Source organism: Sandaracinobacteroides saxicola (assembly GCF_014117445.1).
Classification (GTDB): domain Bacteria; phylum Pseudomonadota; class Alphaproteobacteria; order Sphingomonadales; family Sphingomonadaceae; genus Sandaracinobacteroides_A; species Sandaracinobacteroides_A saxicola.
On record NZ_CP059851.1, the window covers coordinates 561,305 to 575,297 of the forward strand.

Sequence of the window (13,993 nt, forward strand, 5' to 3'; positions counted from 1 at the left end):
GCGTGGCCGCCGCGCCGTGTCTTACGGGTTGGGCGGGTCGAGGCGGGGCAGCGTGTCCGCGGCCGGGCATTGGGCGGCGCGGGCGGCCCTGATGGCGGAGAGGTCGGCACTGCGCGCCGCGCGCAGCAGCGATTCGCAGCCGGCTTCGCGGTCGGTCTTGCCGCCTTCGCCCGCCAGCAGCATCAGGCCGAGCTCGCGCTGGGCGGCGACATTGCCGGGGCGGACGGGGGTGTTGACCGGCATGGTGTAGCCGGGCCGGCCATCGACGCCGGGGACATAGACATACATCGTCCCGCCGGTGGTGGCGGCCATGGCGGCATAGGTGCTGCGGGCGGTGGCGGCGTCGGCGGGGAGCAGCAGGCCTTCGCGCTGCAGCATGGCGCGGGTGAGCTGCGCGGGTTGCTGGTTCTGGTCGGCGCGGCAGGCGAGCGCGGCCTTCACGGCTTCGCGGTACGGGGCGGCATCGGTGTTTTCGGGGAGGGTCGGCGCGTCGAAGCCGAGGATCCAGGCGGCGCTGTCGGCGGTGGCGCGGGCCCCGGCGCTGCTGTCGGCGTTGAGCGGGTTGGGCTCCCAGCCGACGGCCATGCCCATCGCCTCGGGCAGGCGGCCGTTGTTGTCGAGGCGGGAGAAGAGCAGGAGGCGACCGTTGCGCAGGCCGTTTCGCACCGGCAGCAGGCCGGGCGGCAGGGCGAGGATGCCGGGTTCGAGGGCCAGGGAGACGGTGGTGTTGAGCAGGCCCTGGGCGCGGCCGCTGTCGATGAGGGTCTGGATGCGGTCCCAGTCCCGCGCCTTCAGCAGCCAGGGGAGTTCGTCGGCCAGCGCGGCCTGGGCGAGCAGGCGGGCGGCGGGGCTGTTCGCTTCGGCACGGGCGCGGGCCATGGCGTCGGTGGTGGCCTTGGCTCGTTCGGCGAGGCCGGCGCGGGTGGCGTTGGGGGCGATGGGGAGCGCCGAGCGGGCGAGGGTGGTGGTGAGGGTGGGGAAGGGCGGGCAGGGGCGGTCGTTGGTGGCGCAGGCGCCGAGCAGCAGGAGCAGCGGCAGCGCGGCCTTCACGCGCGGCGCGCCTCTGCGGCGAGCAGGATTTCATAGGCGGCCTGCGAGGCCTGGAAGCGCTCGGCGGCGGCGGCGTTGCCGGGGTTCAGGTCGGGGTGGTTGGCCTTCGCCATGCGGCGGTGGGCGGCCTTGATGGCGTCGGCATCGGCATCGGTCGGCAGGTCGAACAGGCGCAGCGCGTCGAGCTCGGCACGGCTGCGGGAGCCGTCGCCCTCGCCCCAGCCCCAATGTTTGGCGCTGCCATAGCCGCGCGCCTCGCGGGTTTCGGATTCCTCCTGCGCGGCGGCGCCGGCAGCGTCCAGCGCGGCGAAATAGTCCCAGCCGGCGTTGTACTCGGCGGCGTGGGCGGTGCAAAACAGCCACTTCTCGCGGCTGTTGGGGGCCTTGGGGGCGGGGCAGGTGCCGGGCTGGTCGCAGCCGTGGCGATCGCAGAGCGCCACGCTCTGCGCGGCGCGGGCGGCGCCATAGTCGCGCCAGCGGGGGAAGCCCCAGTCATCGCTGCGGCGGAAGCGGGCCATCAGGCGGGGCTGGAGAGCTGGCGGAGCATGTCGCCTGTGTAGAGGGTTTTGGCGGTCGCATCGATACGCGATTTGAGCGCGGGGTGGCGAAGGCGCTCGTAGGCGACCACATCGACATTGAGGCTGAGGAGGGATTCGTCGAGATCGGTGACAAGCTGGTCGGTCTCGGCCTCGGTCAGCGGACCATAGAGCACAAGGTCGAGATCGGAGGCCGGCCGCGCGGTGCCGGCGGCACGGGAGCCGAACACGGCGACGCGGTCGATCCGGTGGGCGTAGGGCATGAGCAGGCCCTGCAGGATGCGCGCGTCCCAGTCGCTCAGGCCGGCGTCGGTCATGACGAGAGCCCCTGTCGCCGGGCGGCATAATGGCTGTGCAGCGCCTCGAACAGCGGGCGATAGCGGGTGCGGAGGTCAGCGATGGCGGCCTCGAACAGCCGGGCATCATAGACGTGGCTCAGCTTGTTGCGGGCGTTCAGCGCCTCCATCCAGATGCTGGCGTCGTGGATCAGGCCGGCGGCCGCCGCGGCGCGGATGGTCGCCGCGGGCGTGCGGGGTTCGAGTGGAATGCCCTGTTCGGTGAGATCGTCGGCGAGCAGCGACCAGGCGAGCTGCCAGCTGTATTCGAAGCGCTGGATGGTGCCTTCCTGCTCCAGCGGGTTGAGCCGGTCGCGGTCGAGCGCTTCGCACAGCAGGTCATAGGCGCGGCTGTAATTGTCGAACCTGGTGGCCCAGCGCGGGAGGTCGGGCTGGGCCATGGCAGCGTTTCAGGCGGCTTTCGGGGCGGCGTCGCGGACGCCCTGTTCGACGTGGCTTTCGAACTGGGCGAAATTCTCGACGAACATCGAGACGAGTTTCCGCGCCTTGGCGTCATAGTCGGCCGGGTTGGGCCAGGTGCCGCGCGGGTCCAGGATCTGTTCGGGGACGCCGGGGACGCTGACGGGGACGGCGAAGCCGAAGAAGGGATCGCGGCGGAACTCGGCATTTTTCAGGCTGCCGTCGAGCGCGGCGTTGAGGAGCGCACGGGTGACCTTGATCGGCATGCGGGTGCCGGTGCCGCCGGTGCCGGCGCCCCCCCCCGTCCAGCCGGTGTTGACCAGCCAGACATCGACGCCACCCCTGGCGATGCGTTCCTTCAGCAGATTGCCATAGACGCTGGGGTGGCGCGGCATGAAGGGGGCGCCGAAGCAGGTGCTGAAGGTGGCGTCGGGCTCGGTCACGCCGATCTCGGTGCCCGCCACGCGCGCGGTGTAGCCGCTGAGGAAATGGTACATCGCCTGGTCGGGGGTGAGCCTGGCGATCGGCGGCAGGATGCCGAAGGCGTCGGCGGTCAGCATGATGATGTTCTTGGGGACGGGGCCGAGGTTGTCGGCGCTGGCGTTGGGGATGAAATCGATGGGGTAGCTGCCGCGGCTGTTCTCGGCCAGGCGGTTGTCGTCGAGGTCGATCTCCCGCGTGACGGGGTCGATAACGACATTTTCGAGGACGGTGCCGAAGCGTTTCGTGGTGGCGAAGATTTCCGGCTCGGCCTCGGGCGAGAGCCGGATCATCTTGGCGTAGCAGCCCCCCTCGAAATTGAAGACGGCGGTGTCGGACCAGCCATGCTCGTCGTCGCCGATCAGCGTGCGGCTGGCGTCGGCCGACAGCGTGGTCTTGCCGGTGCCGGAGAGGCCGAAGAAGACAGCGGTGTCGCCATTGGGGCCGATGTTGGCCGAGCAGTGCATCGGCATGACGCCCTTCACCGGCAGCAGATAGTTGAGGATGCCGAACACGCTCTTCTTCATCTCGCCGGCATAGCGCGTACCGCCGATCAGGATCAGCTTCTCGCTGAAATTGACGGCGACCACCGTCTCGCTGCGGCAGCCGTGGCGCGCCGGGTCGGCAACGAAGCCGGGCAGGTCGATGATGGTATATTCGGGCAGGAAGTCGGCCAGCGCCGACGCTTCGGGCCGCACCAGCAGCGTGCGGATGAACAGGCTGTGCCAGGCATATTCGGTGATGACGCGCACCTGCACGCGATGTTCGGGTTGCGAACCGCCGTACAGGTCCTGCACGAACAGCGTGTCCCTTGCCGCCAGCGCGGCCATGAAGTCGGCACGCAGCGCGGCGAATTGTTCGGGCGTGATCGACTTGTTGGTCTTGCCCCACCAGACGCTATTTTCGGTTTCGGCATCGCGCACGATGAACTTGTCGTTGGCGCTGCGGCCGGTGTGCTTGCCGGTTTCCACCACCAGCGGGCCATGTTTGGCGAGGATGCCTTCGCCGCGCTTGACGGCAAGCTCCACCAGGGGCGCGGTGCCGAGGTTCCAGTGCAGCGCGGCGGGCGTGACAATGCCCTGCGCGGCAAGGTCATGGCGGGGGATGGTGATGGTCACGGATGAAGGCCCCTTCATGCATAGGTATGCGAGAACTGGCCGCCCCATGGCGCGAAGCGGCGGATTCTTCAAGCCGCGATGACGGCTTTTGACGGCAAGCCTTGCTTCTGTGATAGCAAAACAAGGTTCAACCGTGCAGGCAAGGCGACCATGCAACCGACCATCGCGCTGGTGGATGACGACCGCAACATCCTGACGTCGGTCAGCATCGCGTTGCAGGCGGAGGGGTTCGTGACCCGGGTCTATTCCGATGGCGCGGCGGGGTTGAAGGGGTGCCTGGACAACCCGCCCGACCTGGCCGTGGTGGACATCAAGATGCCGCGCATGGACGGCATGGAGCTGTTGCGGCGGCTGCGCGAGAAGAGCGACCTGCCGGTCATTTTCCTGACCAGCAAGGATACCGAGATCGACGAGGCGCTGGGGCTGGCGATGGGCGCGGACGATTATATCGGCAAGCCGTTCAGCCAGCGGCTGCTGATCGAGCGCATCCGCGCGGTGCTGCGGCGGACGGCGGCGCGGGCGGCGCCGGAGGTGCCGGCGGAAGCGGTGGCGGAACCAATCCGGCGTGGCGCGCTGGAGATGGACGCGGCGCGGCACCGGGTGCGCTGGAGGGGCGCGGACGTGGCGCTGACCGTGACCGAGTTCCTGATCCTGGATGCGTTGGCGCAGCGGCCGGGGTTCGTGAAGAGCCGTGACGCGCTGATGGATGTGGCCTATTCCGACGATGTCTACGTCGATGACCGCACCATCGACAGCCACATCAAGCGGCTGCGCAAGAAGTTCCGGCTGGTCGATCCCGCGTTCGACAGCATCGAGACGCTTTATGGCGTCGGCTATCGCTTCGATGTCGAAGAGTGAACGGCGCGGTCCGTGGCCGCTTCGCTGGACCGCGACGATTGACCGCCCGGCGCGAGGCGTGCCGCGCTGGACGGCGACGCGGTCGCTCTCGTGGCGGATCCTGGCGGTCAACCTGTTCGCGCTGCTGGGGCTGGCGGGCGGCGTGCTTTATCTGGACAGTTTCCGCGCCCGGCTGATCGAGGCGCGGCACGCCGAGTTGCGGGCACAGACCGAGATCGTGGCGGCGCTGCTGGGCGGGCGCGGGCGCATCGATGACGGCCTGCTGGCGGCGGTGCCGGTGACGCGGGGAACGCGGATCCGGATGTATGACGGCGCCGGCGGCCTACTGGCGGACAATTGGCGGGTGGCGGGCACGGCGCGCTTTGCCGCCCGCGATCCGACGACGCCCGGTTTTCCGCAGAAGAGCGCGGTGGCGATCGACCGGGCGATCGAGCTGTTCACCGGCGCCGCCGTGCTGCCGGCCTATGCCGAACCGGCGGGCGGCTGGCCGGAGGTGGCGCGGGCGGCGCGGCTGCCGCTGGGCGAGACGGCGAGCGCGGCGCGGCTGGGCGATGACCGCATCGTCATCCTGCAGGCGGCGGCGCCGGTCATGGGGCCGCCGCCGCGCCGGACGGTGATGCTGACGGCGGGGACGGCGGACCTGATCGACATCGTGCGCGGCGAGCGGGCGACCTATTTCCTGATCTTCCTGGCGGTGCTGGCGCTGTCGCTGCTGCTGAGCGGGTTCCTGGCGCGCACCATCGTGGGGCCGCTGCGACAGCTGGCGCTGGCGGCGCATCGCGTGCGGCTGGGGCGGGCGCGCGACGTGGTGGTGCCGCGGCTGCCCGGCCGGCGCGACGAGATCGGCGCGCTGGCGCGCGCGCTCGCCGACATGACGCAAACGCTGCGGCAGCGGATCGACGCGACGGAAGCCTTTGCCGCGGACGTGGCGCATGAGCTAAAGAACCCGCTTGCCAGCCTGCGCTCGGCAGTGGAGGCGTTGCAGACGGTGAAGGTGCGCGAGCACCGGAGCCAGCTCTATGCCCTGATCCAGGCCGATGTGCGCCGCATCGACCGGCTGGTGACCGACATCAGCGCGGCCTCACGACTGGATGCGGAATTGAGCCGGGCGCGGCTGGAGCCGGTCGACCTGGGGGCGATGATGGCGGCCATGGTGCAGTCCATCACCACCACCGGCACGCTGCCCGAGGGCGTGAAGCTGAAGCTGGAGAGCGATGGCCGCGAGGCGCTGGTGGCGGCGGAGCCGGGCCGGCTGGGGCAGGTGGCGCGCAATCTCATCGACAATGCGCTGAGCTTCTCGCCACCGGGGGGCGTGGTGGCCGTGCATGTGGGCAAGCGCGACGGCGTGGTGACTTTGACGGTGGAGGATCAGGGGCCGGGCGTGCCGGTGGAGGCGCGGGAGGCGATTTTCGAGCGCTTCTATTCCGAGCGGCCGGACGGCGAGCATTATGGCCAGCACAGCGGGCTGGGGCTGTCGATCGCCCGGGCGATCGTGGAATCGCTGGACGGGCGGATATCGGTGGGCGACGCCAGCCTGGTGGGGGGCGCGCGGTTCACCGTGACGCTGCCGGCGCTGTGAACATCCATGCGACCGCGGTGCGGGTGGGGGAGGCGGGCGTGCTGCTGCTGGGACCATCGGGCAGCGGCAAGAGCGACCTGGCGCTGCGGCTGATCGACCGCGGCGCGATGCTGGTGGCGGACGACCGGGTGGTGCTGCGGCGAGAGGGGGAGGCGCTGTGGGCGGATGCACCGGCGGTGCTGGCGGGGCGGCTGGAGGTGCGGGGGGTTGGCATCCTGGCCTTTCCGGCGGTGGCGGCGACGGTGCGCCTGGCGCTGATCCTGGACGAGTCGATGCCGCGGCTGCCGGAGCGGCGGCATCTGTCGTGGCTGGGCATCGACGTGCCGGCGCTGATATTGCCACCGTTCGGCGCGTCGGCGGTGCTGCGGGCCGAAGCGGCGGTGGGACTCGTGCTGCGGGATCGGCTATGGTCGCACGATGACTGAGCTGCGCGAACCCGATGTGCTGGTGGTGACGGGGATGTCGGGCGCCGGCAAGTCCACGGCGCTGAAGGCGTTCGAGGACCTGGGGCATGAGGCGGTGGACAACCTGCCGCTGTCATTGCTGCCGACGCTGCTGGCGGCGCCGACGGAACGCCCGCTGGCGCTGGGGCTGGACACGCGGACGCGGGCGTTCGATGCGGCGGCGATCGTAGAGGCGGTGGCGGCGGAGCGGGCGGCGGGCCGCGCGATCCGAATCCTGTTCCTGGACTGCGCCGGGCATGAGCTGGTGCGGCGCTTTTCCGAGACGCGGCGGCGGCATCCGCTGGCCAATGACCGCCCGGCGGGCGACGGCGTGGCCCGGGAGCGCGAGCTGCTGTCGGACCTGCGGCGCCATGCCGATGCGGTGATCGACACGACGGATTACAGCAGCAACGACCTGCGGCGGGCGATCGCGACGCGCTTTGCCGGCGGTCGCGACGGCGCGCTGACGCTGACGCTGATGAGCTTCGGCTATGCCCGCGGCGTGCCGCGCGATGCCGACCTGGTGTTCGACATGCGTTTCCTGAAGAATCCGCACTGGGTGCCGGCGTTGCGGCTGCTGACGGGGACGGATCCGGCGGTGGCGGCCTATGTGATGGCGGACCCGGCCTATGCGCCGGCGTTCGAGGCGATTTCGGCCCTTTTGCTGCAACTTCTTCCCGGCTATGGGCGCGAGGACCGGGCCTATGTGACGGTGGCGTTCGGCTGTACCGGGGGCCGCCATCGCTCGGTGGCGGTGACGGAGGCGGCGGCGCTGCGGCTGGCGGCGGCGGGATGGCCGGCGACGGTGGTGCACCGCGACCGGGGCGAGGACCCGGTGGTTGAGGAAGGGGCGAACGAAGTCGCATGATCGGACTGGTTCTGGTAACCCACGGCCGGCTGGCCGCCGAGTTCATCCTGGCGATGGAGCATGTGGTGGGGCCGCAGGCGCAGTGCGAGGGCATTTGCATCGGCGCCAACGACGACATGGAGGCGCGGCGGGTGCATATCGCCGAAGCGGCGGAGCGGGTGGACACGGGCAAGGGCGTGATCCTGTTGACCGACATGTTCGGCGGCACGCCATCGAACCTGGCGATCAGCCTGATGGGGAAGCCGCAGCTGGAGGTGATCGCGGGCGTGAACCTGCCGATGCTGATCAAGCTGGCGACGGTGCGGCAATCGAAGCCGCTGCGGGAGGCGGTGGCGATCGCCGAGGATGCCGGGCGGAAGTATATCAAGCTGGCGAGCACGGTGCTGGGCGAGGCGGCTTGAGCCTGTCCGCCGAGGTGGTGATCCGCAATCGTCGCGGGCTGCACGCCCGTGCCAGCGCGCGGCTGGTGACGCTGGTGACCGGCTATGACGCGCAGGTGTGGGTGGCGAAGGACGGCGAGGAAGTGACGGGGACGAGCATCATGGGCCTGATGATGCTGGCGGCCGCGCCGGGGGACAGCGTGACGGTGCGGGCGGAGGGGGTTCAGGCCGAGGCGGCGCTGAAGGCGGTGGTCGAGCTGATCGAGGCGAAGTTCGGCGAGGAATGATGCGGCGGGTGGACAGGGGAGACGGCGTTGAGCTGGCCTTTGTCCATCATGCCGGGCGCGGGCCGCTGGTGCTGTTCCTGCCCGGCTACATGTCCGACATGAGCGGCACCAAGGCGTTGTTCCTGGAAGGGCATTTGCGGGCGAGGGGCCGCGCCTTCCTGCGGCTGGACTATAGCGGCTGCGGGGCGAGCGGGGGTGATTTCGCGGACGGCGGCATCCGGCGCTGGGCGGCGGACGTGGCGGCGGTGGTGACGGCCGTTGGCGGGGGACCGGTGGTGCCGGTGGGGAGCAGCATGGGCGGCTGGGTGATGCTGCGGCTGCCGGGGATGCTGGACGTGCGGGCCATGGTGGGGATCGCGGCGGCGCCGGATTTCACGGACTGGGGGCTGGTGCTGGACGAGGCGGACCGGGTGGAATTGAGTGCTCGAGGCTATGTCTCTCGGCCGAGTGCCTATGGTGACGCGCCCTATCGTTACCATCGGGCGCTGCTGGAAGATGCGGACGGGGCGCGGGCGCTGGACGGGCTGGTTGCCTTTGAGGGGCCGGTGCGGTTGCTGCATGGGCAGGCGGATGCCGATGTGCCGTGGGATGTTTCCCTGCGGTTGATGGCGGCGCTGGGGTCAGCGGATGTTCAGCTGATCCTGGTCAAGGACGGCGACCATCGGTTGAGCCGGCCGGGCGATCTGGCCCTGCTGGGCGGCACGCTGGATGCGGTGCTGGAGGCGTTGTGAGACATTGGTTGCTGGTGGCGGTGATGATGGCGGCGCCGCTGATGGCGCAGCCGGTGGTGCAGTCAGCGCGGGAGAAGGCGCGCTATGACGGCTGTGTGCGGGCGCTGGAGAGCGATGCCGTGAAAGCCGAGGCGTTCGCGGCGGAGTGGCAGGCGCTGGGCGGGGGCCTGCCGGCGCGGCATTGCCTGGCGCTGGCGCAGCTGAAGCTGGGGAAGCCGGCGCTGGCGGCGGCGACGCTGGCGCGGGCGGCGCAGGCGGCGGAGGCGGCAAAGGAGCCGTTCGCCGCGGATTTCTGGGGGCAGGCGGGCAATGCCGCGCTGCTGGCGGGCGATGCGAAGATGGCGATGGCGCATTTCAACAGCGCGCTGTCGGGCATCGGCGATTTCGCGCCGAAGCGTGCCGCCGAGCTGCATATTGACCGGGCGCGGGCGGCGGTGGAGGCGGGCGACCGGAAGCAGGCAAGGGCCGACCTCACCCGCGCGAAGGCGCTGGCGCCGGACAATGCCGATGGCTGGCTGCTGTCGGCAACGCTGGCACGGGAGGCGGGCGAGCTGGTTCCGGCGAAGGCGGACATCGACCGGGCGCTGGCATTGGGGCGGACACCGGCGGCGCTGCTGGAGGCGGGCAATATCGCCGGCTTGGCGGGCGATGTGGCGGCGGCGCGCGGATACTGGCGGGAGGTGGCGCCGGGCTCGGCGGAGGCGGACGCCGCGGCGCGGGCGCTGGCGGCGAATCCGGAGTGACTTACCGGCGCTGGCGGAAGGCGCGGATCGACAGGTAGAGCAGCAGGCCGATGGGGCCGGACATGAGGGTGAGGAAGAAGCAGGGGTAGAGCGCCCAGGTGGGGACGTTGCTGCGCTCGGCATCCTCGGCCTCCCACGTGGCGACGAAGAGATCGAAGGCGAGATAGTGCGCCCAGCCGGCGAGCACGGCTTGCGGCGTCTGGAACAGCAGCATGACGCCGGCGAGGCTGGTAAAGCCGGCGCCTTCGGGCGCGCCTTGGCCGAAGGCGAGGCCGTGGATGAGCAGGGTGGCGTAGAAGCCGCAGGTGATGGCGGCGACCCAGCGGGCGAGTTGGATGGCAAGGGGGCGGCGGAAGGGGGTGAGGAGCGCGAGCGCCAGCCAGCCCAGCATGGCGAAACCGTTGGCAAGGCTGAATAATTTTTCGGGCGTCATGCGGGGTCCTTGATCCAGGGCAGGCGGTCGAGATCGACGTTGCCGCCGGTGAGGATGATGCCGACGCGCTGGCCGCGCGCCTCCCAGGCGTTCGACAGGATGGCGGCGAGCGGGACGGCGCAGCTGGGTTCGATGACGATCTTCATGTGCATGAAGATGAGGCGCATGGCGTGGATGATCGAGGCTTCGCTGACGGTGACGACGGCGTCCACATGGGCGCGCATGATGGCGAAGGTGCGTTCGCTCATCTGGCCGAGGAGGCCGTCGGCGATGCTTTTCGGGTTTGGCATGGGTTCGCGGAGGCCCGAGGCGAAGCCGCGCGCGCCGTCGGCTGCGCCTTCGGGTTCGGCGGCGATGACGCGGATGGCGGGGTTGTGGGCTTTCGCGGCCAGCGCCGTGCCGGCGAGCAGGCCGCCGCCGCCCAGCGGCACGGTGATGACGGTAAGGTCGGGGATGTCGGCGAGGAGTTCGGCGGCCGCGGTGCCCTGGCCGGCGATGACGTCATCATTGTCGAAGGGATGGACGAGGGTGGCGCCGGTATCGGCGATGACCCGGGCGCAGGCGGCTTCGCGGGCGGCGAAGGTGGGTTCGCATTCGATGATGGTGGCGCCATAGGCGGCGGTGGCGGCTTTCTTCACCGCGGGCGCGGTGCGGGGCATGATGATGGTGGCGGCGATGCCGTGCGCCTGGGCGGCCATGGCGAGCGCGGCGCCGTGGTTGCCGCTGCTGTGGGTGACGACGCCTTTCGCGGCGGCCTCGGGAGAGAGGCGGGCGACGGCGTTGCTGGCGCCGCGGGCCTTGAAGGAGCCGGTTTTCTGGAAATTCTCGCATTTGAAGAAGAGGGTGGCGCCGGTGAGGGAGTCGAGCGTGCGGCAGGTGAGGATGGGGGTGCGGTGCAGGGCGCAGCGCGGCGCAACAATAGCGAAGCTGTTGTCGACTCGCGCAAGCCTGGCCGGCGTGCGGTCGGGTTCGCCGACCGCCACGTCCGACAGCGTGGCTTGGCCACGCCCTTTTCTTTCTTCACCTTCTTTCTTCCACATTCTCAGCATCCTGTTTGCCCGAGTTCGCGCGGCTTTGCCGCGCAGGGGCTGTTGGTTTGTTGCGGCGACGAATTCTTGATAGATTCTCGTGTTCTTTTCATTTTTGGGTCATTTTGCGGTATCGGGTTACTCAAATTCGGTGTTTTGCGTAAGGAGGGTTCGCAGTTTCGAGCTTGCTTCGATCCTACAAAGGCTCGGATCGTGTCGGCATCGTTACAGGGTGTTTCACGGCGTTCAATCCGGTTGAGCTGAATAACCGATATGGTTACTGCAATCAGCGGCGTTTGGCAAGGACTTTCGCTGAGGTGCTGTTAGGGGCCGTTGCCGAAACTGGCTCCTTACGCTATGTAAGGCGCATGACCATTGCGACCCTTACGACCAAAGGACAGGTGACGATCCCCGCAGACCTCCGCAGCCGGTTGGGGCTGGAGGCCGGGATGCAGCTGGATTTCAGCGTGACGGAGGAGGGCCATCTGCTGGCACGACCGCGGGTGGGGGATATTCGGGCGCTGAAGGGGAGTGCCGGCTATGTGGGGCCAGCGCTGTCGCTGGATGAGATCGAGGCCCGGATGTTGCCGCGCGGATGATCGCCATCGATACAAATGTGCTGTTGCGATACATCGTTCAGGATGACCCGGCGCAAGCCGTTGTCGCCGCCGAGGTGATGGAAGCGCGGCTGAGCCCGGCGACGCCCGGCTTTGTCGGGCTGGTGGTGCTGGCGGAGCTGTGGTGCTCTCTGGTGAACAGCTATGACGTGCCGAAGGGGCGGGTGCGGGGAATCATCGTCCAGTTGATGGCGACGCGGGATATCCGGGTGGAGGCGCCTGATGTGGTACGGGCGGCGCTGGCGGATGAGGCGACGGATTTTGCCGATGCGCTGGTGCACCATTCGGGTCGTGCGGCGGGATGTGCGGAGACGGTGACGTTCGACCGGCGGTTTGCGCGGCAGGAGGGGGTGCGATTGGCCGGGTGAGGGCAAGGGCTGTCGAAAGCAGGATTCGCGTACTATTCGAAGAATAAAGCAGTCTCTGAGCTAGAGGGATTCCTTATATCGTTCAGCTGCGAACATCTGTGGGCTTGATCATCGATTGACATTTCCGTGCAGCGGTGTCCGATTGTGAAATGGCGATGTCGTGGGGGCGGCTGTGGGTTTCAGGTTTCGCAAATCTTTCGGATTATTGCCCGGTGTTCGGTTGAATGCCAGTAAATCCGGTTTCAGCTTAAGTCTGGGCAGGCCAGGACTGACGGCGAACATCGGTCGAAAAGGGTTGACCGGTTCCGCCGGCTTGCCCGGAACCGGACTTTCCTATTCCACGCGACTGGGGTCGATGCCAACCGCGGGCAGTCAGCAAACAGGATGCGGCGGAGGGGTAGCCGCTGTTATAATCGGTCTTCTTTGTCTTGTTGGGCTCGCGGCAGCCATTGCCCCGAAACCCGATGCCTCGTCTGTATCATCACTTGGTCTGGCCGGCTCCGGGACAATTGGCGATACTGCAAGTCCGGAACGATTATATGTGCGTCCGACACGGGCGAACTGCCGAAAAATGGCATCATTCCGCTCGGCGATCATAGCAAAATTCGACCAGAATGATCTTTTGACGATTGCAGAGACGAGGAATGGCTGGGCGCGCATTGACCGCCTGCCAGCCGCCACATGCTGGGTGTCGCGGCCACTGCTTGCGGAAAACGAGATTTCACCGCCGCCGCGCCGGAGCCCGGCAACAGCACGTCCCCACGCTGGTTATCAGTACCGCGCCGCTGTGCGCCCATCGCGATCAACCTACACTAGCAGCTATAACTGCCCTTGCGGTTCCGGCAGAATTTGTGTTGGCCCACGGGGCGGGCGTTATTGTCTGACTAGCGGAGGGAATAAGCGCTATGGCGTCTGAACGGCCAGGCTGGCGTGCCGGTCTGTATCGGCTGCTCGATCCCAGGGCGCGAAAACAACCGGGCCTCTCATGGTTGAACCGGTTGATTGTCGTCCTGATCGTCCTGGCGGCGACGCTTGCGGTCATAGATACGGAGACTGCGATATCGAACGCCCACCGGGCCTTTTTCGCGACAGCCGATCTGGTTTTTGCGCTGTTGTTCCTGCTCGAATATGTTGCCCGGCTATGGGTTGCGAAGGAGAATCCGCACTATGCCGGCAAGCGTTGGCCGGCGTTGCGCTATGCCCTTTCACCCGCGGCAATCATCGACCTTCTGGCCATTCTGCCGACATTGCTAGCCTGGGCAGGGGGTGGGTTTGTGGTGCTCCGCCTGGTGCGCGTGATGCGGCTGGTGCGGCTGGCAAAGCTGGGGAGGTTCAGCAGGGCGTGGCTCTACATCTCGGAAGCTGTGTGGTCCCGACGCACGGAGTTGCAATTGACCTTGGCGTTCGGGCTGTCTGCCATGCTGCTCTCTGCGACCGCGTTATACTGGGCGGAAGGGCAGGTTCAGCCCGACAAGTTCGGCAGCATTCCGCGCGCGCTCTGGTGGTCTGTCGTCACGCTGACGACGGTTGGCTATGGCGATGTTTACCCGGAGACTGTGGTGGGGAAGTTTGTTGCGGCGGTGGTTGCCATCATTGCCATCGGGTTGATCGCGCTGCCGACGGGGATACTGGCGGCTGCTTTCAGCGAGGCGGTGCAACGGCACAAGGATGACGAGCGGTGAGCATCCGGAAGCGGCACCCACTGTAGCGAGGATGACG

At 68.4% G+C, this 13,993-nt stretch carries 19 protein-coding genes; 12 read left to right on the forward strand and 7 right to left on the reverse strand.

Translation table 11 applies throughout. From position 1 onward, the window contains the following. Positions 1-21: 21 nt before the first annotated feature. The 5 genes from H3309_RS02640 to H3309_RS02660 are packed head-to-tail and all read right to left on the reverse strand — an operon-like array spanning position 22 to position 3,957. Complete coding sequence (locus H3309_RS02640; RefSeq protein ID WP_182297242.1) at positions 22-1,050, reverse strand: SEL1-like repeat protein; 1,029 nt, start codon at positions 1,048-1,050, stop codon at positions 22-24. Next, complete coding sequence (locus H3309_RS02645; protein ID WP_182297243.1) at positions 1,047-1,568, reverse strand: DnaJ domain-containing protein; 522 nt, start codon at positions 1,566-1,568, stop codon at positions 1,047-1,049. The genes H3309_RS02640 and H3309_RS02645 overlap by 4 nt, the downstream gene beginning before the upstream one ends. Further along, positions 1,568-1,903: a nucleotidyltransferase family protein gene (locus H3309_RS02650; RefSeq protein WP_182297244.1), complete on the reverse strand. Its 336-nt coding sequence runs from the start codon at positions 1,901-1,903 to the stop codon at positions 1,568-1,570. The genes H3309_RS02645 and H3309_RS02650 overlap by 1 nt, the downstream gene beginning before the upstream one ends. Beyond that, positions 1,900-2,322, reverse strand: coding sequence for an HI0074 family nucleotidyltransferase substrate-binding subunit (locus H3309_RS02655; RefSeq protein WP_182297245.1), 423 nt, complete (start codon positions 2,320-2,322; stop codon positions 1,900-1,902). Before H3309_RS02655 ends, H3309_RS02650 begins: the two co-directional genes overlap by 4 nt. A 9-nt stretch (positions 2,323-2,331) precedes the next feature. Next, positions 2,332-3,957, reverse strand: a complete 1,626-nt coding sequence (locus H3309_RS02660) for a phosphoenolpyruvate carboxykinase (RefSeq protein WP_182297246.1) — start codon at positions 3,955-3,957, stop codon at positions 2,332-2,334. Between the two features lie 132 nt (positions 3,958-4,089). On the opposite strand from H3309_RS02660, the gene H3309_RS02665 reads away from it, so the two are divergent. Genes H3309_RS02665 through H3309_RS02700 form a run of 8 tightly spaced genes read left to right on the forward strand, consistent with a single transcriptional unit; the run spans position 4,090 to position 9,828 of the window. Continuing rightward, a complete protein-coding gene (locus tag H3309_RS02665; protein ID WP_182297247.1) occupies positions 4,090-4,797 on the forward strand; it encodes a response regulator transcription factor in 708 nt (235 codons plus the stop codon). Beyond that, positions 4,784-6,376, forward strand: a complete 1,593-nt coding sequence (locus H3309_RS02670; RefSeq protein WP_182297248.1) for a sensor histidine kinase — start codon at positions 4,784-4,786, stop codon at positions 6,374-6,376. The genes H3309_RS02665 and H3309_RS02670 overlap by 14 nt, the downstream gene beginning before the upstream one ends. Next, a complete protein-coding gene (locus H3309_RS02675; protein WP_182297249.1) occupies positions 6,373-6,801 on the forward strand; it encodes an HPr kinase/phosphorylase in 429 nt (142 codons plus the stop codon). The genes H3309_RS02670 and H3309_RS02675 overlap by 4 nt, the downstream gene beginning before the upstream one ends. Further along, positions 6,794-7,687, forward strand: coding sequence for an RNase adapter RapZ (rapZ, locus tag H3309_RS02680; protein WP_182297250.1), 894 nt, complete (start codon positions 6,794-6,796; stop codon positions 7,685-7,687). Before H3309_RS02675 ends, rapZ begins: the two co-directional genes overlap by 8 nt. Continuing rightward, positions 7,684-8,088: a PTS sugar transporter subunit IIA gene (locus H3309_RS02685; protein ID WP_182297251.1), complete on the forward strand. Its 405-nt coding sequence runs from the start codon at positions 7,684-7,686 to the stop codon at positions 8,086-8,088. Before rapZ ends, H3309_RS02685 begins: the two co-directional genes overlap by 4 nt. Next, positions 8,085-8,354: an HPr family phosphocarrier protein gene (locus tag H3309_RS02690; protein WP_182297252.1), complete on the forward strand. Its 270-nt coding sequence runs from the start codon at positions 8,085-8,087 to the stop codon at positions 8,352-8,354. Before H3309_RS02685 ends, H3309_RS02690 begins: the two co-directional genes overlap by 4 nt. Next, positions 8,351-9,085 (forward strand): alpha/beta fold hydrolase, encoded by a 735-nt coding sequence (locus tag H3309_RS02695; protein ID WP_182297253.1) that lies wholly within the window; start codon positions 8,351-8,353, stop codon positions 9,083-9,085. Before H3309_RS02690 ends, H3309_RS02695 begins: the two co-directional genes overlap by 4 nt. Beyond that, on the forward strand, positions 9,082-9,828 hold the full coding sequence (locus H3309_RS02700) for a tetratricopeptide repeat protein (RefSeq protein ID WP_182297254.1): 747 nt from the start codon (positions 9,082-9,084) through the stop codon (positions 9,826-9,828). The genes H3309_RS02695 and H3309_RS02700 overlap by 4 nt, the downstream gene beginning before the upstream one ends. 1 nt (position 9,829) lies before the next feature. Here the strand turns inward: H3309_RS02700 and H3309_RS02705 are convergent, their stop codons facing one another. Both H3309_RS02705 and H3309_RS02710 read right to left on the reverse strand, forming a co-directional pair. After that, complete coding sequence (locus tag H3309_RS02705) at positions 9,830-10,261, reverse strand: ABA4-like family protein (RefSeq protein ID WP_182297255.1); 432 nt, start codon at positions 10,259-10,261, stop codon at positions 9,830-9,832. Next, positions 10,258-11,301: a pyridoxal-phosphate dependent enzyme gene (locus tag H3309_RS02710; protein WP_182297256.1), complete on the reverse strand. Its 1,044-nt coding sequence runs from the start codon at positions 11,299-11,301 to the stop codon at positions 10,258-10,260. The genes H3309_RS02705 and H3309_RS02710 overlap by 4 nt, the downstream gene beginning before the upstream one ends. A gap of 356 nt (positions 11,302-11,657) precedes the next feature. On the opposite strand from H3309_RS02710, the gene H3309_RS02715 reads away from it, so the two are divergent. From H3309_RS02715 to H3309_RS02730, 4 genes are all read left to right on the forward strand, one after another. Beyond that, positions 11,658-11,888, forward strand: a complete 231-nt coding sequence (locus H3309_RS02715; RefSeq protein WP_182297257.1) for an AbrB/MazE/SpoVT family DNA-binding domain-containing protein — start codon at positions 11,658-11,660, stop codon at positions 11,886-11,888. Then, entirely contained in the window at positions 11,885-12,274 is a 390-nt protein-coding gene (locus H3309_RS02720; protein WP_182297258.1) for a PIN domain-containing protein, read from the forward strand. The genes H3309_RS02715 and H3309_RS02720 overlap by 4 nt, the downstream gene beginning before the upstream one ends. Positions 12,275-12,446: 172 nt before the next feature. Further along, positions 12,447-13,190 (forward strand): DUF4236 domain-containing protein, encoded by a 744-nt coding sequence (locus H3309_RS17755; RefSeq protein ID WP_182297259.1) that lies wholly within the window; start codon positions 12,447-12,449, stop codon positions 13,188-13,190. Beyond that, a complete protein-coding gene (locus tag H3309_RS02730) occupies positions 13,180-13,956 on the forward strand; it encodes an ion transporter (RefSeq protein ID WP_182297260.1) in 777 nt (258 codons plus the stop codon). The genes H3309_RS17755 and H3309_RS02730 overlap by 11 nt, the downstream gene beginning before the upstream one ends. Positions 13,957-13,993 lie beyond the last annotated feature (37 nt).